The following is a 22,911-nucleotide window of genomic DNA, read 5'->3' as shown; positions in this document are numbered from 1 at the left end:
TATTGACTATATACAATATTGTATATATAATAATCTTAACAAGAGAAAAATGAGTTTAATAACAAGGAGATAATCATGGTAAAATTAATTATTTTATATTACCTAAATATAAAATCAACTCATGGATATGAAATCCAAAAATTTATCCAAGCAACAGGACTTGATGTATGGGCGAAGGTGAAATCAGGGTCTATATACTATGCATTAAGTAAGATGGAAAAAAACGGTGAAGTTGAATTATATAAAGAAGAAACACATGGTTCTAAAGTGAGAAAAATATATAAAATAACTGAAAAAGGAAAACTTGAACTTAAAAACACGATAAAGCAAGAATTAGATAAACCCCTTATGCCAATTGGAACAGATAAATTTATTATACCTATAACCTTTAATAGATTAGATAAAGAAGCTGCCATTAAGATTATAAATAAGCATATCAAAAATCTTGAAGAAACTCTAGAATACTGGGAATATTGGGAAAATATAAAAATAAATAATTCAACTTTAGATGTTGAAAGAATATCTTTTGAAATGACAGTAAGTGGTATCAAAGACTCTATAAGATGGCATAAGGCAGTAATTAATGAGTATGATGAATATATAAAATATAGTCAAAGCCAAGAACTTATGATTAAGAATATTGATTTTGGTGAGGTTGAAGAACAAAACAATATAGATAAAAAATTAAACCAAGAAAGAATAGAAGAACTTAGAGATATTATATTAAATAATCCAGAAAGGTCAAAAGAAGCTTTAGAAGAACTTATGAATTTAATGAGCCAACATAAATAAAATTACAGTAAGTATTACTGTAATTTTATTTTAAAAGCTATATACAATATTGTATATAAAATATTTTATATAAAATGGAGGATAAAAGATGAATACAATTTTAGAAATTAAATCACTTAAAAAGAAATTTGGAGAAAAGCAAGTAGTTAATGGACTTAGTTTTAAATTAAGAGAGGGGGAAATCTTAGGATTTTTAGGTCCAAATGGAGCAGGTAAAAGTACAACAATAAGTATGATAACAACTATACTAGATAAAGATTCAGGTCATGTATTGTTTGAAGGAAGAGAAGTAAGTGAAGATGATAATAATTTTAAAAAGTCATTAGGATTTGTACCTCAAGATATAGCTTTATTTAATGATCTAACTGCATATGAAAATATTAAATTCTTTGGATCCTTATATGGATTAAAGGGAGAAATATTAAAGGTTAGAGTAAAAGAAATACTAGAATTGGTAGGGCTATATGATAGAAAAAATGATTATCCAGATTCTTTTTCAGGTGGTATGAAAAGAAGACTTAATATAGCTTGTTCAATAGCTCATAAACCTAAGATACTGATAATGGATGAACCAACAGTAGGTATTGATCCACAATCAAGAAATAATATTTTAGAAGTAACTAAAAGTTTAAAAGAAGAAGGAACAACAGTAATATATACTTCACACTACATGGAAGAAGTTGAATCTATATGTTCAAGAATTATTGTAATTGATAATGGAAGTATTATTGAAAGTGGAGATAAAGAAGAAATAAAAGCTAAGTACAAAGAAAAAGGTTTAAATAATTTAGAAGAAATATTTTTATATCTTACAGGTAAAGAACTAAGAGATTAGGGGGCAGGTCATGAACGAGTTTAAAGTATTATTTAACTTAGGTATGAAAAGAAGAATAAAAGATTCATTTTTAATAGGATATGGAGTAATCTTTCCATTAATGTTAATTGTAATATTAGGATATATGGCAACCAATTATTACTCAGGAGAAGAAGGTATAACTTCATATTACTATTACTCTATGGTAACTATTCCATTTTGCACATTTTTATCATCGATAACTCTTATATATATTGCAAGAGAAGAAAGTTTATATAAATGTGGAGAAAGGTTTATTATAGCTCCTATTAGTAAAACATCTATAGTGTTTTCAAAAATAGTTCCATCTACAATATCTATATCAATATACAACTTCATTTTACTTATTATTTGTAGTTTAGTGTTTAAGGTTGATTTTAGAGGTAGATTTTTAGAAATATATGTTTTAGTTATAAGTTTAGGGTATATGTCATCTGCATTAGGAACTTTTATAGGATTATGTAGTAAAGATTTTATGACTATTAAAAATATAGTAAGTACTCCAATTTTAATTATGGCAGTTTTAGGGGGAAGTTTTTTTCCAATCGGTTCACTAGGAAAAATATTTGAATCTATAAGCTATATATCACCTTTAACATGGGTAAATAGAGGGATTTTTATGATGTTAAATGATAATACCATGAGTATATATATAATCTCTGTAGTAATAACAGCTATATTAGGAATTATATTTACAATAGCATCAATTAAAGCATTTAAAAAGGAGGCGTTTATATGATGATATCGCTATTAGTTGCGAAAAATGAATTTTTAAGAAGTTTAAAAAACAAGAAAAAATTAATACTAATGATTTTATTACCTTTAATATCAATAGTTTTAGCTATAGGTGTAAATAGCTTAATGAAGCCATCTATTAATATAGGAATTATAGAAAATTCAAATAAAAGCAATTACTTTGAAGAGAGTATTAAAGATATAGATAGAATAAAAGTTAGTACAGCTAATAAGAAAACTATTAACACTGATATGATTTTAGCAAAATATTTAGGCGTTGTTGAATTTAAAGAAAATAATAAATTTGAGGTTTATTGTTTAGACAAAAATATGAAAGTAAGTATAGAAAAAGTTGTAGATGAAGTTATCAATATTGGAAACACAAATAAAATTAAGGATTTACTTAATATACTAGAAAAAGGTAATTTAAGTGAAGCTCAAAGGGGTAGTGGATTTATATTTCTTACCTTAATGATAACTTGTATTACAACAGCTACTATTTTAATAAAAGATAAAGAAGATGGCATATTAAATAGATACTCTACATCACCTAATAAATTATCTAGTTATATACTAGGTAACTATATATATAATCTACTAAATACTATTATGCAAGTTTTAATATCAACATTATTATTATATTTGTTAAAATTAAATATTGGAATTGGTACAGGAGAGTTTATTATAATAGGTATAGTAATATCAATTGTTACATCAAGCATAGCAACTTTAATTACTGTTTTATCAAAGAGTGAATTACAAGCTAGTTTATTAGCATCTTCAATAGCTCTTATAATGTCTTTATTTGGAGGAGCATTTTTGCCAATAGATAAAATGACAGAAGCTTTGAAATTTATAAGTAATTTATCAATAACAAAATGGATTATAGAACTTACATCTTCAATAGAAAAAGGAATATATTATGAAAATAATCTAATTATAATATCATGCATTACTTTATTATCAGTAGGTATAATATCAGTATCAATTAATATTGGAAAAAGAAAATATATAAAATAAAAGGATACTTAATTAAGTATCCTTTTATTTTATATATTTTCTTTATTATTTATAATATCTAAGCTTTCATAATAACTTGCAAAGAAATAAGAACCATAAACTATAGCTACTATTACTAAAGTTATAAATATATTTTTAGTTATTCCAACACTTGATAATTCAATAATTAAACTATATAGAAATTTAGAAAAGAATAGAGAGTGAAGTATAGCTAGACCTAGTGGAATCATGAAAAAAATAAAAGCTTGCATAAAGATAGCCTTTTTTAAATCACTTTCGTTAACTCCAAGTCTTCTTAATATATCAAATCTCTCTTTATTAATAGTAGATTCTGAAATCTGTTGAAGAGCAAGTATAGCCCCAGCAGATATTAACAATACTACACCAAGATATATTGCTATAAATGAGAATGAAGTATTAAGTGCAATTTTTTCTCCATCTATAACTAACTTTGAATTGAACGATAAATCATAATCATTATAGGTATCATGGAAATTATAGTATGCATCCAAGAATTTTCTATCATAGTCATTGTTTAGTTCAATATAGTTACAATTTAGATAAGTAGTTGTAGGATATAGGTTATCTAACACCTCATCTTGAACTATTATAGTACCAGAATCGAGCATTACAGACTTGTCATAGTAATTTATACTATATAATTTATCTTGAGATAGATTAAGGTTATATCCATTAATATTTAAACTTAAATTTTTATTATTTTTAATTAAATCTTCAAATGAATTTTTAAATCCACTAGAAGAGCTATTTATTACAAATCCATTTTTTTCTAAAGGTATAGGATTTAATCCTTGCTGTTTTCTAGCATTATTATAATCGCTTATGCTGACTATTGATATTGGATAATTATCACTAGATCTTTTAGGTAGTAGTTTAGCAAATGTTATATTTTTTAATTTATATACTTTAACCTCACTATAGCTTTTTACTAACTTATCAAATGGGAAATTACTCTTGATTAAATCATCTTTAAGTGAAGTATATTTTTTATTAGCCAATGATTTATCATTGCTAAGTTTAGGATTATCATAGTCATCATTGCTATATCTACGTATAGTTGCAGAATAAGGGGAATCTTTACCTAAATCTTTGTAAAGATAGTTTGCAGTATCCATACCAAAAGGAATAATAATTAAAGCTGAAAAAATTATTAAACAAATTATAGTAACTGAAAAACTCATTGTTTTAATACGGCTACTCATTTGACTAATTCCAAACATATTTAAGTTGTTATAGTATATTTTTTTACGCTTTTTTATTTGCTTAACAACAAAGTCAGATACAGAAATGAAGAATAAGTAAGTAGCTAATACAATTAAAGATATGGATATACAAATCATAAATACATTAATTCTATCTTGAAATAATACAAAATATGATCCAATCATAAGAACTATAGATAAAATAAATATTGATATACCCGAAAAACTACTCTTAGAAATAGAAGATTCATTCTTCTTGTTTGCATTTATCAAATCGATTAATTTATATTTTTTTATAGTTTTTTTATTTAATTTATTGACTACACATAAGGATAATCCAAATAAAATTATAGTTTTTATAAGTGAACTTATTGAAATTGAAAACCTGAATGTTGAAGAATCAAGGTTTAACATCTTAAATGTAATAATACTAAGTCCTTGTGAAACAAATATACCAAATATTAACCCAAGGGCTAAAGAAAGAGAACCAATAATAGTAGTTTCTTTAAACATTAATTTATTTATATCTCTTTTATCCATTCCAAGACTTGTGTATATCCCAAATTCTCTTTTACGTTTTTTCATAAGAAAATTATTAGAATAGGTTATTAAAAATGCAAATATTATACATATAATTACAGAGAATACAGTTAATATACCTCTTGACATATATACATATGGATCAAGTAAGCCATTTCCATTAAGAAGAGATAAATTATTATCTATAGAATTAAATGTGTATAAAAGAGTTGCTCCAAATGAAAGGGTTAAAAAATAGATCATGTAATCCTTCATACTCTTTTTTACATTATTTTTAGCTAATTGTTTAAATGATTCATTTGAAATATTAGATATATACTTTTTACATTTATTTTTTCTTTCTTTCCTAGAAGACATGTTGATTGTCACCTCCAAGAATTGAGATTACCTTGATTATTTTATCAAAGAATTCTTTACGAGTATCATTTCCGCGGACTAATTCATTGAATATTTTACCATCTTTTATAAATAGTATTCTTTTGCAGTAGCTAGCAGTAAATGCATCGTGAGTTACCATTAAAATAGTAGCGTTAAGTTCCTCATTTAAAACTTCAAGGTTTTCTAAAAACATTCTAGCTGATTTAGAATCCAAAGCACCAGTTGGCTCATCTGCAAGTATTAGTGATGGATTTGTAACTATTGCTCTTGCACAAGCAACTCTTTGTTTTTGTCCACCAGACATTTCATATGGGTATTTATTAAGTATTTCATTAATTCCCAGTTTAGAGGCTATTTTAATTATTCTAGAATCAATTTCATTATAATTAACACCTGATATAGACAGTGCTAAAGCAATATTATCACGTGCACTAAGTGTATCTAATAGATTAAAATCTTGGAATATAAATCCAAGTTTTTCTCTACGAAACTTAGATAATTCATTTTCATTCATAGTAGTTATATTATCATTACCTATATAAATACTACCAGCGGTTATATTATCTATAGTTGCTATACAGTTTAATAAAGTGGTTTTTCCGCTTCCTGAAGCACCCATTATTCCTATATATTCACCATCTTCAACATCAAAACTTATATTATCAACAGCCTTAGTAAGGCTTCCTTTGTTTCTGTAGAATTTTTCTATGTTATTTACTCTTAATATTTTATTCATAATTCGTACCTCCATTTGCTGATATAATAGTATCATTATAAAAATATATCATCCACAGTTTTACATAACATGGACATAACACTTTTGTAATATTATGACCATTTAAATAATATAGAAGTTATAAAATTTTATTAGTATATGATTCTTTATATAAAAAAGAGGCTACTATCTAGCCTCTAAAAAAGTTAATTTTATTGTTGTACCTTCTATAGTATCAGGCAATATTTCAATATCGACTTCTAGCTTATTGCATAACTTTTTACATAGGAATAAGCCAATCCCAGTTGAACTAGATCTTTTTCTACCGTTAGAACCAGTAAACCCTTTTTCAAAAACTCTAGAAAAATCTTCAGGTGGTATACCAATTCCATTATCTTTTATGTATAGGCTTATTTTGTTACAATCTTTTTCGCTATAAATTTCAATTATAGGTTTATCATCTTTATACTTAATAGAGTTACTTAGCAATTGACATATTATAAATTCTACCCATTTAGAATCAGATAGAATATAAAAATCTAAATCATGCATAATAGGCCTTATATTTGCATTTATTATTTCTTTTGACTTTTTCTTTATTATATTCATTACAACATCTTTTAAATAGATTTTTTTTATATGGTAATCTTTTTCCACTGTATCACTTTTTGACACATATAATACTTGTTCTATATAGTCATCTATTTTATTGATTTCTTCTTCTATACTTAAAGTAGTTATATTTTTATTATTTTCTATCAATAATTTAGAAGTAGAAATAGGTGTCTTAACTTCATGAACCCAAGTTTCAATATACTGTCTATATTCTTTAAATCTATTGTTATAACTCATATTCATGTCATTTATATACTTGCCTTCAATATTTAAAGCCTTATGAAGAAGTGCGCCTTCTATGAAGTTTGGTTTATTCATTACTTCTGTAATATAAGATTTTTCTTCTAAATTATCAAAACTTTGGAAGAGTTCATCGAAATATTTTTTCTTTTTTATAAAATCCAAATAGCTTATTGTAATTAGATTAACACCAAATATCATCTCAATATAAACAATATAATAGAGGTTTAAGCCAATAAGATTTAAAAAAATGAATGCAATTATAAATGTAATAATTATTATAAAAATACTTAAGCCTTTGCCTTTTAAATACTGGGATATTGTCATACCATATAACCTTGTCCTCTCTTAGTTATTAAATAATCATCAAGACCTATATCTTCAAGTTTTTTTCTAAGCCTATTTATATTTACAGTAAGAGTGCTATCTTCAACGAATTCGGCCATATCCCATAAGCTGCTTATAATTTCGTTTCTAGGAATTATATTTCCTTTATTATCCATTAGTATTTTAAGTATTCCAAGTTCATTTTTAGTAAGTTCCACACTCTGGTTATTATAAGATACTTTGCTTTTTAATACATCGAGTACAGCACCATTATGTGTAACTATTAAAGGCTTACTTTTGCCAGAAGTTCTTTTTAGTACAGATGCTATACGTGCTAAAAGTATTCTAGAATTAAATGGCTTATTAATAAAATCATCTGCACCTAAGTTTAAAACATCAAGCTCATCAAGATCACTTTTACTACTTGTAACCACTATAATAGGTATTTCTGATTGTTTTCTTATTTCTCTACAAATGTAAAAACCATCATATACAGGTAAATTAAGATCAAGAAGAACTAAATCAGGATGTAAATTAAGAACAGTTTGTATTATATTTTTATAATCATCACTAGTAGAACATTTATAACCATTTCTCTCTAGAAGAGTAAGTACTTCATTTCTAAGTTTTTCTTCATCTTCAACTATGAAAATTAGTTCCATATATATCCTCCGTAAATTAAAACTTTATTATATATTATTATTTTACCATAATATAGGTAGCTTTAACCGATTAAAGATATTAAAGAATTAGCTAAAAGTTAATACTTTTAGCTTTTAAACAATATTTTTAATAAAACCTAACTAATATATGATATTGAGTTCATAATGCTAAAAACATTACAGAAATATTCTTTAACATAAATTATAAAAAAAGCTATGATACAATAAATTTATAAAATAAATATCTAAAAAATGCTTAAAGGAGAAATTAAGATGAAAGAAAATAAATATGATAATGATAATTTTTTTTACCAATATAAGCAAATGAATCGATCGATTAATGGACTTGCTGGTGCTGGAGAATGGCATGAACTTAAAAAAATGCTACCAAAATTTTTAGGAAAAAGAGTCCTAGATTTAGGGTGTGGTTTTGGATGGCACTGCAAATATGCAATTGAAAACGGAGCAAAGTCAGCAGTGGGAATAGACTTATCAGAAAATATGTTAGAAGAAGCTAAAAAAATTAATTCAGATAAAGCTATTGAGTATATTAAAATGTCAATAGAAGATATAGATTATCCTAAAGATTCATTTGATGTTGTAATAAGTTCACTAGCATTTCACTATATAAGATCATTTAAAGATATATGTGATAAGGTATATAACTGCCTTACAAGTGGTGGAGATTTTGTATTTTCAGTAGAACATCCAATATTTACAGCTCAAGGAAAACAAGATTGGCATTATGATGAAAATAGTAATATAATCCATTGGCCAGTAGATAATTATTTTACTGAAGATATACGTAAATCAATATTCTTAGGTGAAGAAGTCGTAAAGTACCACAAGACAATGACTACTTATATGAATACTTTAATACAGTCAGATTTTGAAGTTACAGGGATAGTAGAACCTATACCAGAAGAATCAATGTTAAAAGAAATACCTGAAATGTCAGATGAATTAAGACGTCCAATGATGCTATTAATATCTGCAAGAAAAAAATAAATAAAGTTTTATTAATACATAAAAAAGAAACTAAAAGTTAATATATCAAAGTGATGAAAATGCTGAATTTGAGGTGCTTTATCTTGAATACACTAAAGAAGTAATTTCAGATTTTTCTGTAGAACCGCCAAAGAAATATAACTTATAAGTATATAAAATAAAAACCGTATCATAAAATTGATACGGTTTTTATTTTATATTATCTATAAATAGATTATATCCAAGTCCAATTATTACTAAAATACCTCCAATTAATTGGTAAATAGAAAGGTACCCACTAGCTATATAGTCTATTAAAATTCCTGTAAAAAGTTGTCCAATAAATATTAAAAGAGTTAAATAAAAAGATGTAACTTTAGAAGTTAAATAAGAAGATAAAGTAACAGATATAACTCCTACAAGTCCTCCAGTATAATAAAACCATGGAGCACTATAAGACTGAGCACTAAAAAGTTTAAAAGTTTCTCCACTTATAAACAGCAGTAAAAGTGAGCCTATAAGACCTAAAATATAGTTAAAAAATGTACTTTGATACATGCCTATTTTATCAGCTAAAACGGAATTAACAGACCTAGAAGCGACAATTGTAATTCCTGATAAAACTGCAATAATTATATAAATCATAATATTCTCCTTATTGTATAGTCATCACAAATATACCTAATATAATGATGACAAACCCTATTATTTTCTTTTTATTAAATTTATTTACTGGTAAATTAAAGTATCCAAAGTGATCTATAATTATAGATGTAATTAATTGACCAAATAATCCAAGGGATATAGTTAGTGAAACACCTAACTTAGCAAAACTTATATTACTAAATATAACTGTTAAAACGCCTATAAGCCCACCTGTAAACATATAAAAAGGTATACCCTTAAGATTTTTAATTTTTGATTTTGTTGCAATGAGCACGATTATAATTCCAACAAGCCCTATAATATGTATTATGACACTAGAAGCATAATTACCTGAAGCTTTGCCAACAGTACCATTTAAAGAAACCATTAAAGCTAGCAATGCTCCTGTAAAAACTGAAATAATATAATTCATTATCAATCCCTCTTTTCCTATAATAATTAATAAAATACCATAAATAATTAATAAAAATAATGACATATGTCACATATATGTATAAAATAGAAAAGATAATAGAAAAAATAGAAATTGGAAGGATAAATTAGAGTGAAAAAGATAGAAGATTTATTTGTTATAGAGAGTTATTACAATGAACTAAATATGAACCAATTCTTTGATAAAGATATGAAAGAAAATATAAAGTTGTTTAAGTTTGAAAGAAATGAATATCTATGTAGAGAAGGGGAAGATATGCCATATTTTATATTTCTTGTAGAAGGAAAAGCTAAGCTATTTAAGACATTACCTAATGGAAGAACATTACTTTTAAGTTTTTATACACCTCTTAAAGTAATTGGGGATATAGAGATTGTAAAAAATCAAGCAGCATCAGGCTCAATACAAGCATTAAGTGATTGCTACGCTTTAGTTGTACCTATGGAAAAAGCTAGAGAAGAATTAACAACAGATAGTAAATTTTTAAAATTTACTTGTGAGAGTTTGGCAGAAAAACTCTTTGTAATAAGTATGAATAGCTCTATAAATCTACTTTATCCACTTGAAAATAGATTAGCTAGTTATATTAATGAGTTATCAGTTCCAATGAGACATTCAAATTCTAAAGAATATATAAATTTTGATGAAAATTTGATTAATATAGCTGAACTTTTAGGAAGTAGTTATAGACACTTATTAAGAACTTTTAATGGATTGTGTAAAAAAGGAGTACTAGAAAAAGATGATATTGGATATAGAGTTATTAATAAAGAACTTTTAACCCAATTAGCAGGAGATTTATATAAAGATGCTAAGTTTTTATAAAAATAAGCTAATAGGTTAATATATAATAAACAAAAAATATAAAGGAGCATCTATGTATAAGAAAATTTTAAATAAATTTATATTATTAATGAGATACAATTTTTCTACATTAATTCTATTTGAATTATTTCATAAAGGATTAGCATTGATAATTGTATTGCCATTTATTAGGTACATAGTTAATAGTTCACTTAAAAATTCAGGTATGATATATTTAAGTACAGATAATATAGTAAAAATATTAACTAATCCTATATCGATAATTCTAATGTTTTTATCAATTGTAGTACTAGCTTTTTATATGTTTTTTGAGTTTACATCTGTAGTTATTTGTTTTGATAAATCCTCTAAACTTGATAATATAGGATTATTTGAATTAATTAAAATATCAATACAAAAATCTATAAAAATATTTTACCCTAAAAATATATTACTTATAGTTTTTGTACTATTAATAATACCATTAACTAATTTAACTTTAACTTCAGGATTTATAAGTAGTATAAAAATACCGGAATATATATTAGATTATATAGTATCTAATGAAATTTTAAGTATAATATATATAATATCAATGCTGATTTTATATGTTTTAGTTATTAGATGGATTTTTAGCATTCATGAAATTACATTAAAAACAGATAGCTTTAAAGAAGCAAGAAAAAAAAGTAATAATCTTACAAAAGGAAAAAAGATTAAGATACTTATATACTCTGTAAGATTATTTATATTGATTGCCATAATAAGTTTTATTATTTATTATGCAGCAATTATATTTATAGGATTGTGGACAAAGTACTTTACTGATGCTAGTCATTTAAAACAGATATTTATAAGTAGATCAATTATGTTTAGAAATTATGCAATATTTATTTCATCAATTGTATCATTTACAATTAGTATTGGTCTCATTTCATCCTTTTATTATGAATATAGTGAAGTTGAATTTTATAAATATAGTAGAAAAATAAATAAAAAATTAAGAGACAAAAGTATATTAAAAATAATAATTATTGTTTTACTTATACACATGGAATCAAGGGCATTTTCTATTAATAGTAATAGATTATATAATACTGAGTTTTTTTATAATACTACAGCAGTATCACATAGAGTTGGGGGAACTTTTGCTCCTGAAAATACTTTAGTTGCATTTAATGAAGCTTTTAATAGTCAAGCGGAATATGCAGAAATTGATGTTCAAGAAACTAAAGATGGAGAACTTATTATAATTCATGACTCAAACTTTAAAAGAACTACGGGAATAGATAAAAATGTATGGGATGTAAATTATAAAGAGGTTAAAAACTATGATGCAGGAAGTTATTTTGATTACTCGTATAAGGGTGAAAAAATACCAACTCTTGAAGATGTAATAAAATATACTAGAGGAAAAATAAAATTAGTAATAGAAATAAAAATTCATGGACATGAAAAAGGTGATATAGAGAAAACAGTTATAGATTTAATAAAGAAATATCAAATAGAAAACCAATGTATTATAGCGTCTATGGATAAAAATGTATTGAAAAAAGTAAAAAAACTAGATTCGAATATTACGACTTGTTATTTAACAGCGATTGCATACGGAAATTTTTATAATTGGGATTACGTTAATATATATGGAATTGAGTCAACTTTTGTAAATCAAGAAATTATTGATAATATACACAAAGCAGGCAAAAAAGTTTTTGCATGGACTATTAATAATCAGGATATAATGGAAAAAATGATAGATTTGGATGTAGATAGTATAATTACTGATAATCCATACTTTCTTCAGGATACAATTTATTGGAAGCAAAATGGATTTATTAGCAAAATAGCGAATAAAATATTTGATTAATAAATTATCAATCTTACAAATTAGATAAATTAATTTTAAATAAAAAAACTACTTAATAAATATTTAAGTAGTTTTTTTATTATTCAATAGATTTGATTTGAATTTTATAGTGTTTAAATTATATATTATGCGATTGAATAAGACATAAAAACTTAAAAAATGATAAAAAATTACATATTTTACAACTTTGAAACAATTATATTACAAAAAAAATATTTGCAGCCATTAATATATATTTTGTAAGTAGGAGAGAGAAATATTCAACTATAAAACTACTAAAATGACATTGGAGGAGAATTAAGTGAGAAGAATGAATTATAAGAAAGTGGCTGCAATTGTGGGGGTATCAGCAGTACTGGTATCTAGTTTAGGAGTAAGTAATTTACAAAAATCCGAAAAAGAAAATATAAAAGTAAATAATGTACAATCAAAGAATATACAAAAGCCAAAAGAAGAAATCAAATATAAAAATACTAATATAGAAGGACAAAAACACATTTATGATGCAAAAAAAATAGGAGAAAAACTTAGTAAATGGGATTCATCTAATGATGGTAAAAAAGTAGTGTTTTTAACTTTTGATGATGGAGCATCTAATAGTGTTACACCGAAAATTTTAAAAACATTAGACGAAAATAATGTAAAGGCAACATTTTTTATTACAGGTAAAACAGTAGAAAATGGAGGGGAAAAGTCAAGAAAACTTATCAAGGAAGAATATAGTAAGGGACATGCTATAGCTAATCATTCATATAGTCATGATTATAAAAAGTTATATCCTAACAGAATAGTGAATTTAGAATCTTTTAAAGAAGATTTTAAAAAGAATGACGATATACTAAAAAGTATACTAGGAGAAACTTTCTCAACTAGAGTACTTAGACTTCCAGGTGGACATATGTCTTGGAAAGGTACTGATAAATTGGATGTACATTTAAATGAAAGTGATAGAGTGTCTATTGACTGGAATGCATTAAATGCAGATGCAGAAGGTAAAAAGAAAAATGCACAAGAGTTAGTAGAACATGCAAAAAAGACATCAAAAAATAAAGAGATGGTAGTTTTATTAATGCATGATACTTATGGAAAAGAAGAAACAGCAAAAGCTTTACCAGAAATAATAAAGTACTTTAAAGATAATGGATATGAATTTAAAACTCTTGGATAATTTTTAATTAAATCACATAATAACGTTAGTCTAAGGTATAATAAAGTATAAATTATATCTTAGATTATAAGAAAGTATTCTATAATTTATTAGAATAAATGGTGATAAAAATGAAGTTTTGGAAGAAGATATTTTCATATTCAGTTATGTTATTTTTGATACTATTTAATGGAGCAGGAATAATATTAATAGAAAAAATACATAGTGATAGTTTGGAAACTGTAATAAAGTCTACAATAGATAGATATTTAAATATAGAAGCAATTATATATTCAAATACAGATTATTTAGTTGACTCTGATATTGATATTGAGAATTCAGTAAGCAATAAAAACTGGTTAGAAATTATTATAAATGGGTACTCCATAGATTATAATATGGTAAAACCTAATATTGAGATATATTCTAAAGATAACAAGCTTATTATGTCAAACTCAAATATAAAAATAGATGAAGTTAGAAAAGAAATAATTCATGCTAAAAAGAATGAAAGGTCATTTCTAATAAGAACTGTTAACAATAAGAAATATTTATTTGTAAGTTCTATTATAAATTTAAAGAATACTGATTTTAAATTTATATTATCAACAAATATTGAATATTTATACATACAAAAAATTAATAATTATAAATTTTTCTTAGCTTTAGATATAGTAATATCTATAATTTTAGCTATAGGAATGTATATTATTTCAAAGAAATTAACGGATCCAATAGTAAGGCTTAGTAAAACATCTAAAGATATAGCTAATGGAGATTATACTAAAAGGGTTATGGGAAATAAAAATAATGATGAGATAGGAGTTTTAGAAAATAATTTTAACATTATGATAGATGTAATTGAAAATAATATTGAAGAGTTAAAATATATGAATGAGTCAAAACAAAGATTTATAGATAGTTTAAATCATGAAATAAAAACGCCTATTACATCAATAATAGGATACTCAGAATTATTATTAAAGGGAAAAGTAAGTGAAAGCACTAAGATAAAATCACTTACATATATTAATTCAGAAGCAAAAAGATTGGAAGTATTAAATTCAACTTTACTTAAATTGATATTAATTAGGGAAGAAAAAATAAATGAAGAAAAAATCTCAATAAAAGAGTGTATAATAAATACATACAGTTCATTAAGATATAAATTTGAAACAAATAATATTGATCTAAAAATTGATATAGAAGATGAGTACATATATGCAGATAAACAATTAATTATAGTATTACTAACAAATATTATAGATAACTCAATAAAAGCATCTAATAAAGATGATAATATTAGTGTATCTGGAAAATATATTAAAGATGATAAATCTTATATTTTAAAAATAAAAGATAATGGGATAGGTATACCAGAAGAAGATATAGATAAAATTTTAGAACCTTTTTATATGGTAGACAAAGCTAGAAGTAGAAAAAATAATGGAGTAGGTTTAGGTCTATCTATATGCTATGAGATATGTAAAGTCCATAACATTATTTTTAATATAAATAGTAAAGTAGATTTAGGAACGGAAGTTATTCTTAAATTTAGCAAGGAGAATAAATCTTAATGAAAAGAAAAGTATTAATATTGATGATTTTTGTATTTATTATAATTTTAGTTTTTATGTCTAAAGTAAAATATTCTTTTAAAGAAGATTTGCTGTATAGTCAAAGTGATTTATCTAATTATGATGGAAATCAGAATGAAAATAATAAATTAGTGTCAAGGCAACAAGCCATAAATATAGCAGTAAAAACATTTAAATATGGTTTAAATATTGATTTAACTGCTTCTGATATGAATCAATATGTAAGTTTGTACAAAAATTTTACAGAACAAAGTAGCTATATATGGCAAATAGGGTGGAATAAAAAAGATTTATCAAAAACTTATACATGTTCAATAGATTCAGTATCAGGAAATATACTTTCAATATATATAACACCACGTGAAAATAAATCAAATGATATATATCCAATTGATTTAGATGATAAAGAAGTTTTATTGATTACAAAAAAGTTAACTAATGAGCTAGGTATAGATTTAGATCAATATAATATGGAACGTAATTATAATAAAAACGGGGAGCTACAGAGAAATAAAAATTTTAAATTTATAAATAAACATGATGAAAATAATATATTTAAGATTAGTATTGACTCTATAAGTAAATCAATTGCGACATATGAAGATAAAAGTATTTCAGGAGGAGTATAGATGAAAATATTAGTAGTAGAAGATGAAGATGCTATTAGAGATTTGATAACGATTAATTTAGAAATGGTCGGCTATGAGGTATTTAGTGCAGAAGATGGTTTGGTAGCCAAAAAATTTTTAGAAAGTGAATCTGTAGACTTAATACTACTGGATGTTATGATACCAGGGATAGATGGATTCTCATTAATTGAGCAAATTAAAACGTCTGAAGTTCCAGTAATTTTTGTAACAGCGAAGGAATCTGTTTTAGATAGAGTCAAGGGCTTAAGATTAGGAGCTGATGATTATATAGTAAAGCCTTTTGATACAATGGAGCTTCTAGCAAGAATTGAAGTGGCTTTAAGAAGATATAATAAAAATGAGGATGTAATTAAATTCAAACATTTGCAAGTATATACTAATCAGAGAATCGTCAAGGTAGATAATAAAGAAATTTATTTAACAGCTAAGGAATATGATTTATTGTTTTTATTTCTTCAAAATAGAAACATAGCTTTAGCTAGAGAGCAGATACTAGATAGAGTTTGGGGATTTGCATATATAGGAGAAAGTAGAACTGTAGATATTCATGTTCAGAGAATTAGAGAAAAGTTATGCTTAAAAGATCATATAAAGACAGTTTTTAAAGTAGGATATAGACTTGAAGATTAATATTTTAAAATTAAGACTTAACTTAATATAATGAATTAAAATGACCTATTTATAGGTCATTTTTTATTAAATAACAAGTTGACAAGTATTACGGTTGGCGATATACTTATATTACGTCAGACGATATATCGTCAAGTGATATAATGTTTAACGTAATATTATAAAGGAGGTATAATAATGGGAGAAAGCTTTCAACGAGGGGCTTTGACAGAAGCCACTTACTATATACTTCTAGCCTTGTGTGAACCTAGACACGGGTATGGAATTATGCAGTATATAACAGAAGTTAGCAATAATAGAGTTAATTTAGGTGCAGGTACTTTATATGGTGCATTAAATACATTAGTAGAAAAAAAGTGGATAAAATCTGTTTCTACAGAAACTAGAAGTAGAAAAAAAGAGTACATTATTACCAAAGATGGAATTGAAACTTTAAAAGAAGAAATGAGAAGACTTGAAGAATTACTTCAAACTGGTAAAGATATATTGAAGGGGGAATAGATGTGTTACAAAAAATACACAAGCTTTATTGTTCTTATGAAAAAGAAGAAAATTGGATAAATGATATGGCGACTAAAGGAATGATGTTAAAAAATTATACTTTAGGTACTTATTTTTTCGAAAAATGCAAACCAGGAGAATATATTTACAGGATAGAACTATTAGAAAATTTACCAAACCATCCTGAGAGTAAGTCTTATATAGAATTTTTAGAAGACGCAGGTGTAGAATATATTTGTTCATATATGAGATGGGTTTATTTTAGGAAAAAATCATGTGAAGGTCCTTTTGATTTATACTCAGACTTAGATTCTAGAATAAAGCATTACAATAGAATTTTACAGCTATTTTTAATTGTATTCTTTATAAATATAATAGCTATGTTTTCTAACTTAATTATGGGTATACAAGCTATGGTAAATCAAAATATATATATTAACTTAGGTTTTGCAGCTATATCTTTTATAGTATCATGTTTAATTGGTCGTATTATGTTTATATATAAAAAGAATTTAGAAAAATTAAAAAAAGAAAAACAATTAATAGAATAATGTAAAAAATAAACTTTAAATAGATAAAAAATAAGTTATCTCAAATAATATTATTTGAGATAACTTATTTTTTATATTATTTTAAATCTTTGTTAGTAAATCCTAATGGAAGAAGTTCTTCTAAAGTATATTCTTTAAATTCATCTTTATTTTTAGCAAGATAAATTTTAAATGTTTTAGGATCACAAAACTCTGCTATTACCTGTCTACATACTCCACATGGTGCACAATATTCAGTTTCTTCAGCCCCATTTTTATTTCCAACTATAGCAATTGCAGAGAATGTACGTTGACCTTCTGAAACAGCCTTAAAAAATGCTGTTCTTTCTGCACAGTTAGTCGGTGTAAAAGCTGCATTTTCTATATTACAACCTAAATATATCTTTCCGTTTGTACCAAGTAATGCTGCTCCAACATTAAAATCAGAATATGGAGTATAAGCAAAGCTTTGAGCTTCATAAGCTTTTTCAACTAATAATTTTGCGTCTATCATTAATTTCACCTAACACTTTCTATAATATAATCCCTTTATATTATACTCAAAAATAAGGATAATAATAAAAGGATTATTATTATAACATTAATAAATAAAAATGTATATAAATTAATAGTAATTAGACAGATTATCTTTCAATTGATATAATTTTATACATAAGCATAGTAGACTCAGAGGAGCTGTTAAAAGTGAAAAAGGATAATTTAAATTTAGACAAAATAATAGATTTTAATAAGTGGCAAAAATTACAAGATTCTCTTGCACTAGTTACAAAGATGGCGATAATTACGGTTGATTATAAGGGGAACCCAGTTAGTAAGCATAGTGAATGTCATAAGTTCTGTGAGTCAGTAAGAGCTAACAGCCAGATGGCAAAATACTGTCAAAAATGTGATTCAAGGGGTGGGTTAGAGGCTGTACGCTTAAACGAACCATATATATATTTATGTCATTATAATATAGTAGATGTTGCTATACCTATTATTATAGATGGTAGATATATAGGTGCAATTATGGCAGGCCAGGTAAAATTGTCTGATTATAATGCCACTGAACTATTGGAAAAGATAGTGACAACATCACATAAATCTTTGGCAGAGGAAACTCTTAATGATCTAAAGGTGCATTATGATGCATTACCAGTATTATCTTATGATGAAGTGAAAAATATTGCAAATATGCTATTTTCATTATCTTCTTACTTGATTGAAGAAGCATTAGATAAAAACTTGCTATTAGAAATGTATCAAAACTCAATAAAAAATGAAACTAAAGTAGACTCAAATATATTTTCAGGGTATAGTATACAAAATATTGAAAATGTAAAGAGAGAGATATCAAATGTTATGATAGATGCTTATACAGACGGGAAAACTTATGATAATGAAAAAATGAGTAGGATAAGTTCTACAATAAAACCGGCAATAGATTATATTTATGAAAATAAAAGTGAAAATGTATCCGTAGAAAAGATGGCTAAGATTTGTCATATAAGCCCAAGCTATTTTAGTAGATTATTTTCAAAAGAAATGGGAGATAATTTTTCTAACTATATATCTAGATTAAAAATTGAGTGGTCCAAAAGTATGCTTGAAGAAACGGATATATCTGTTAATCAAATTAGTGAAGAACTTGGATTCAACGAGGCAGGTTATTTTATAAAGATATTTAGAAAATATGAAGGGGTTACGCCTTCTGTTTATAGGAAGTATTATAAGAATAAGTAGAGGAACTAAAATAGAGATTAATCAGTTAAATAAATAAAAAGCACTATATTCAAATTTATTAAATTTGTATATAGTGCTTTTTATTGTTGAGATATATATTTACTATATTTATAGATGAAAAATGCTTAAAATGGTTAAGAGCTTAACAATAAGTAAAAAAATTACAATATTATAATTTTATATCATAATATTACGATTTTAAATTGTAATATCATGACATATTAGTCTGATGTAAAAATGGGAAAACGATACTATAATTAAAAATAAGAAATAGAAAATAAAAAATAAATATAGGTGGGGGAATTTTACATGAGAAAAGCATTTATTTGTCCAATGAAATACGTACAAGGGGAAGACGAATTACTAAACTTAGGATATTTTGTAAAAACATATGGAGAATCAGCTTTATTAATAGCTCATCCAGATGATGTAGAACGTGTTAAGGATAAACTAGATTCAACGTCTGAAAAATTCGAAATTAAATTTGTAGAGAGTGGATTTAAAGGAGAATGTTCAAGACAAGAGGTAGCAAGGTTACAAAAAATAGCTAAAGAAAATGGATGTGCTTGTACTATAGGTCTTGGTGGAGGTAAAGCTATTGATACAGCAAAATGTGTTGCAGAAGGTGATGCATTAATAATTGTTCCAACAATAGCTGCAACAGATGCTCCAACAAGTCACTCAGCAGTATTATATACACCAGATGGATCTTTTGATGATTATGCATACTTTAAACAAAGTCCAAGTGTAGTACTTATAGATACAACAGTTATAGCAAAAGCACCAACTCGTTTCTTAGTTTCAGGAATGGGGGATGCACTATCTACATACTTTGAAGCAAGAGCTACATCAAATTCGTACTCTAATGTTAACGCAGGTCTACCTTGTGGATTTAGAGAAGGGATGTGTGGTGAAGCAAAAGGTACTAATACAGCATTAGCACTTGCTAAATTATGTTATGAAACTCTTTTAAATGATGGACTAAAAGCAAAAGTAGCATCAGATTGTAATTTAGTAACGCAAGCTTTAGAAAATATTATAGAAACAAATATTCTTTTATCAGGTCTTGGATTTGAAAGTGGAGGCCTAGCTGGAGCTCATGCAATACATGATGGATTAACTATCTTAGAAGGAACGCACAAGTATTTCCATGGTGAAAAAGTAGCTTTCGGTACAATAGCTCAATTAGTACTTGAAAATGCACCAGAAAGTGAAATCAATGAAGTACTAAACTTCTGCTTAGAAATAGGATTACCAGTTTGTTTATCAGATATAGGAGTAGATAGTATTACAGATGAAGAACTTATGGAAGTATCAAAGAAAGCTTGTATACCAGAAGAATCAATATACTCTATGCCATTCCCAATAAGTGTTGAAGCAGTTGCTGCAGCAATTATTACAGCAGATCAGTTAGGTAAAAATTATAAAGCAAAAAATCATAGAAATTAAATATACATTATAGAGGTGTAAAGTATGAAAAAAATAATTAATAAACCAGAAACTGTAGTAATGGAGATGTGCAATGGTATAGCTATGGCACATCCAGAATTAGAGTTTGTGAAAAAATATAAAGTAATGAAGAAAAAAGAGATAAATAAAAATAAAGTTAGTTTAATCAGTGGTGGAGGAAGTGGTCATGAACCAGCACATGTAGGCTTTATAGGAAAAGGGATGTTAGATGCTGCTGTTTGTGGAGATGTATTTGCATCTCCATCACAAATACAGATTTATCAAGCGATAAAAGAAACAGCTAGTGAAAATGGTACACTTTTAATTATAAAAAACTATAGTGGAGATATGATGAACTTTAAAAATGCTGCTCACTTAGCAAGTGAAGATGGTATAAAGGTTGATTATGTTAAAGTAGATGATGATATTGCAGTTGAGGATAGTTTATATACTGTAGGTCGTCGTGGAGTAGCAGGTACTGTGTTAGTACATAAAATTGCTGGAGCAGCTGCAGAACAAGGCATGTCATTAGAAGAAGTGAAGGAAGTAGCACAAAAGGCTATAGCTAATGTTAGAAGTTTAGGATTTGGGCTTACATCTTGTACAGTGCCAGCAAAAGGTACACCAACATTTGATATAGGTGAGGATGAAATAGAATTTGGAGTAGGTATACATGGTGAGCCAGGAATAAAAAGAGAAAAAATGGCTACAGCTGATGAGTTAGCAAAAAGAATAGTTGATTCCATATTAAAAGATATGAATATAAATGATGAAAATCAAGAAGAGATTGCTTTATTAATAAACGGATTTGGAGGAACACCTTTACAAGAACTATATTTATTTAATAATTCTGTAGCTCGTGAATTATCTCAAAGAAATATTAAAATTTGTAGAACATTTGTTGGAAATTATATGACAAGTATTGATATGGAGGGAGCATCTGTATCAATTATGAAGTTGGATGAACAACTAAAGCAGTTATTATCTGAAGAAAGTGATACTCCTGCATTTAAAGTATCTGGTCCAGTTGAAGAAGTAGAATATATAGATATAAATACAGAAGATAATGAACAAGACTTATTATCTTATAAAGTAGAAACAGATGAAAAATATTCAAATATAATAGATAATAAAATAACTCTAAACAATATGATATATATAATAGATAAAATGAGTGAAGTCATTATTGAAAATGAAGTTCCATTTTGTGAATTAGATTCTCATGCAGGTGATGGGGACTTTGGAATGAGTGTGGCTAAAGGATTTAAACAGTTAAAGAGAGAATGGAAAGATATACTTTCAGAAGATGATATGAATATAGGTAAGTTTTTAAATACTTGTTCAATGGTAATAATGGAGTATTGTGGAGGAGCATCAGGGCCAATATGGGGATCTGCATTTAGAGCGGCAGGAAAAGAAGTTGGAGAAAATAATGAGTTAACATTATCGGATTTTGCAGATATGATGCAAGCAGCTGTTAGTGGAATTCAAGCTACAGGAGAAAGATCTTTTGGACGTGGAGCAGTAGTAGGAGATAAAACTTTAATAGATGCATTAGTTCCTTGTGCTGATTCTTTAGTAAATAGTTCAAAAGAAAATCATAGTTTTAAAGAAGCTTTCGAAAAATCAGCTGAGGCTTCTGTTAAAGGAGCTAAGTCAACAGAACAAATAGTGGCTCGTATGGGGCGTGCAGGAACTGTAGGAGATAGAAGTTTAGGTTATCCAGATGCAGGAGCTTATGGATTGGGTGTAATATTTACGGAGATTTCAAATAGTTTAAAATAAATTTACTATATAAATATAATA

23 protein-coding genes are annotated in these 22,911 nt (G+C 26.1%); 16 read left to right on the top strand and 7 right to left on the bottom strand.

Annotation, left to right across the window (positions count from 1 at the left end):
- Nucleotides 1-75: 75 nt before the first annotated feature.
- From JNUCC81_RS10080 to JNUCC81_RS10065, 4 genes are all read left to right on the top strand, one after another.
- The gene (locus JNUCC81_RS10080) at nucleotides 76-792 is read left to right on the top strand and encodes a PadR family transcriptional regulator (RefSeq protein WP_454093346.1); all 717 of its coding nucleotides are present in this window, start codon (nucleotides 76-78) and stop codon (nucleotides 790-792) included.
- 88 nt (nucleotides 793-880) lie between these two features.
- Nucleotides 881-1,627, top strand: coding sequence for an ABC transporter ATP-binding protein (locus tag JNUCC81_RS10075; protein ID WP_454093345.1), 747 nt, complete (start codon nucleotides 881-883; stop codon nucleotides 1,625-1,627).
- A 10-nt stretch (nucleotides 1,628-1,637) separates the two neighbouring features.
- Nucleotides 1,638-2,384 (top strand): ABC transporter permease, encoded by a 747-nt coding sequence (locus JNUCC81_RS10070; RefSeq protein WP_454093344.1) that lies wholly within the window; start codon nucleotides 1,638-1,640, stop codon nucleotides 2,382-2,384.
- The gene (locus JNUCC81_RS10065; protein WP_454093343.1) at nucleotides 2,381-3,400 is read left to right on the top strand and encodes an ABC transporter permease; all 1,020 of its coding nucleotides are present in this window, start codon (nucleotides 2,381-2,383) and stop codon (nucleotides 3,398-3,400) included. Before JNUCC81_RS10070 ends, JNUCC81_RS10065 begins: the two co-directional genes overlap by 4 nt.
- A 29-nt stretch (nucleotides 3,401-3,429) precedes the next feature.
- Here JNUCC81_RS10065 and JNUCC81_RS10060 read toward each other — a convergent pair whose 3' ends face one another.
- The 4 genes from JNUCC81_RS10060 to JNUCC81_RS10045 all read right to left on the bottom strand — a co-directional run bounded on the left by JNUCC81_RS10060 (nucleotide 3,430) and on the right by JNUCC81_RS10045 (nucleotide 8,100).
- Entirely contained in the window at nucleotides 3,430-5,520 is a 2,091-nt protein-coding gene (locus JNUCC81_RS10060) for an FtsX-like permease family protein (RefSeq protein ID WP_454093342.1), read from the bottom strand.
- Entirely contained in the window at nucleotides 5,510-6,277 is a 768-nt protein-coding gene (locus JNUCC81_RS10055; RefSeq protein ID WP_454093341.1) for an ABC transporter ATP-binding protein, read from the bottom strand. Before JNUCC81_RS10055 ends, JNUCC81_RS10060 begins: the two co-directional genes overlap by 11 nt.
- A 165-nt stretch (nucleotides 6,278-6,442) precedes the next feature.
- Nucleotides 6,443-7,276, bottom strand: coding sequence for an ATP-binding protein (locus tag JNUCC81_RS10050; protein ID WP_454093340.1), 834 nt, complete (start codon nucleotides 7,274-7,276; stop codon nucleotides 6,443-6,445).
- A 158-nt stretch (nucleotides 7,277-7,434) separates the two neighbouring features.
- The gene (locus JNUCC81_RS10045) at nucleotides 7,435-8,100 is read right to left on the bottom strand and encodes a response regulator transcription factor (protein WP_454093339.1); all 666 of its coding nucleotides are present in this window, start codon (nucleotides 8,098-8,100) and stop codon (nucleotides 7,435-7,437) included.
- A 273-nt stretch (nucleotides 8,101-8,373) separates the two neighbouring features.
- Between JNUCC81_RS10045 and JNUCC81_RS10040 the strand changes: the two genes are divergently transcribed.
- Nucleotides 8,374-9,108 carry a class I SAM-dependent methyltransferase gene (locus JNUCC81_RS10040; protein ID WP_454093338.1) on the top strand — a complete coding sequence of 245 codons (735 nt, stop codon included), beginning with the start codon at nucleotides 8,374-8,376 and terminating at the stop codon, nucleotides 9,106-9,108.
- Between the two features lie 189 nt (nucleotides 9,109-9,297).
- Here the strand turns inward: JNUCC81_RS10040 and JNUCC81_RS10035 are convergent, their stop codons facing one another.
- Entirely contained in the window at nucleotides 9,298-9,732 is a 435-nt protein-coding gene (locus JNUCC81_RS10035; protein ID WP_454093337.1) for a DMT family transporter, read from the bottom strand.
- Between the two features lie 10 nt (nucleotides 9,733-9,742).
- The gene (locus tag JNUCC81_RS10030; RefSeq protein ID WP_454093336.1) at nucleotides 9,743-10,165 is read right to left on the bottom strand and encodes a DMT family transporter; all 423 of its coding nucleotides are present in this window, start codon (nucleotides 10,163-10,165) and stop codon (nucleotides 9,743-9,745) included.
- A 132-nt stretch (nucleotides 10,166-10,297) separates the two neighbouring features.
- Between JNUCC81_RS10030 and JNUCC81_RS10025 the strand changes: the two genes are divergently transcribed.
- The 8 genes from JNUCC81_RS10025 (at nucleotide 10,298) to JNUCC81_RS09990 (ending at nucleotide 17,934) form a co-directional block, all read left to right on the top strand.
- A complete protein-coding gene (locus tag JNUCC81_RS10025) occupies nucleotides 10,298-11,011 on the top strand; it encodes a cyclic nucleotide-binding domain-containing protein (RefSeq protein WP_454093335.1) in 714 nt (237 codons plus the stop codon).
- A 52-nt stretch (nucleotides 11,012-11,063) separates the two neighbouring features.
- The gene (locus JNUCC81_RS10020; RefSeq protein WP_454093334.1) at nucleotides 11,064-12,857 is read left to right on the top strand and encodes a glycerophosphoryl diester phosphodiesterase membrane domain-containing protein; all 1,794 of its coding nucleotides are present in this window, start codon (nucleotides 11,064-11,066) and stop codon (nucleotides 12,855-12,857) included.
- 310 nt (nucleotides 12,858-13,167) lie between these two features.
- A complete protein-coding gene (locus JNUCC81_RS10015) occupies nucleotides 13,168-14,025 on the top strand; it encodes a polysaccharide deacetylase family protein (RefSeq protein ID WP_454096390.1) in 858 nt (285 codons plus the stop codon).
- Between the two features lie 110 nt (nucleotides 14,026-14,135).
- Nucleotides 14,136-15,581, top strand: a complete 1,446-nt coding sequence (locus JNUCC81_RS10010) for a sensor histidine kinase (protein WP_454093333.1) — start codon at nucleotides 14,136-14,138, stop codon at nucleotides 15,579-15,581.
- Nucleotides 15,581-16,231 carry a hypothetical protein gene (locus tag JNUCC81_RS10005; RefSeq protein WP_454093332.1) on the top strand — a complete coding sequence of 217 codons (651 nt, stop codon included), beginning with the start codon at nucleotides 15,581-15,583 and terminating at the stop codon, nucleotides 16,229-16,231. The genes JNUCC81_RS10010 and JNUCC81_RS10005 overlap by 1 nt, the downstream gene beginning before the upstream one ends.
- Nucleotides 16,232-16,882, top strand: coding sequence for a response regulator transcription factor (locus JNUCC81_RS10000; protein WP_454093331.1), 651 nt, complete (start codon nucleotides 16,232-16,234; stop codon nucleotides 16,880-16,882).
- A 177-nt stretch (nucleotides 16,883-17,059) separates the two neighbouring features.
- Complete coding sequence (locus JNUCC81_RS09995; RefSeq protein WP_454093330.1) at nucleotides 17,060-17,383, top strand: PadR family transcriptional regulator; 324 nt, start codon at nucleotides 17,060-17,062, stop codon at nucleotides 17,381-17,383.
- 2 nt (nucleotides 17,384-17,385) lie between these two features.
- Nucleotides 17,386-17,934 carry a DUF2812 domain-containing protein gene (locus JNUCC81_RS09990; RefSeq protein WP_454093329.1) on the top strand — a complete coding sequence of 183 codons (549 nt, stop codon included), beginning with the start codon at nucleotides 17,386-17,388 and terminating at the stop codon, nucleotides 17,932-17,934.
- 76 nt (nucleotides 17,935-18,010) lie between these two features.
- On the opposite strand, the gene JNUCC81_RS09985 is transcribed toward JNUCC81_RS09990, so the two are convergent.
- Nucleotides 18,011-18,427: a cytidine deaminase gene (locus tag JNUCC81_RS09985; RefSeq protein WP_454093328.1), complete on the bottom strand. Its 417-nt coding sequence runs from the start codon at nucleotides 18,425-18,427 to the stop codon at nucleotides 18,011-18,013.
- Between the two features lie 191 nt (nucleotides 18,428-18,618).
- Between JNUCC81_RS09985 and JNUCC81_RS09980 the strand changes: the two genes are divergently transcribed.
- The 3 genes from JNUCC81_RS09980 (at nucleotide 18,619) to dhaK (ending at nucleotide 22,890) form a co-directional block, all read left to right on the top strand.
- Entirely contained in the window at nucleotides 18,619-19,656 is a 1,038-nt protein-coding gene (locus tag JNUCC81_RS09980) for a PocR ligand-binding domain-containing protein (protein ID WP_454093327.1), read from the top strand.
- A gap of 309 nt (nucleotides 19,657-19,965) precedes the next feature.
- Nucleotides 19,966-21,105 carry a glycerol dehydrogenase gene (locus JNUCC81_RS09975; protein ID WP_454093326.1) on the top strand — a complete coding sequence of 380 codons (1,140 nt, stop codon included), beginning with the start codon at nucleotides 19,966-19,968 and terminating at the stop codon, nucleotides 21,103-21,105.
- A 24-nt stretch (nucleotides 21,106-21,129) separates the two neighbouring features.
- A complete protein-coding gene (gene dhaK, locus JNUCC81_RS09970; protein WP_454093325.1) occupies nucleotides 21,130-22,890 on the top strand; it encodes a dihydroxyacetone kinase subunit DhaK in 1,761 nt (586 codons plus the stop codon).
- The last annotated feature ends 21 nt before the right edge of the window (nucleotides 22,891-22,911 follow it).

The sequence above is a fragment of the Faecalimicrobium sp. JNUCC 81 genome (assembly GCF_053667625.1).
The sequence above is the reverse complement of the archived record's forward strand: the minus strand, read 5'-3'. Positions and strand labels throughout refer to the sequence as shown.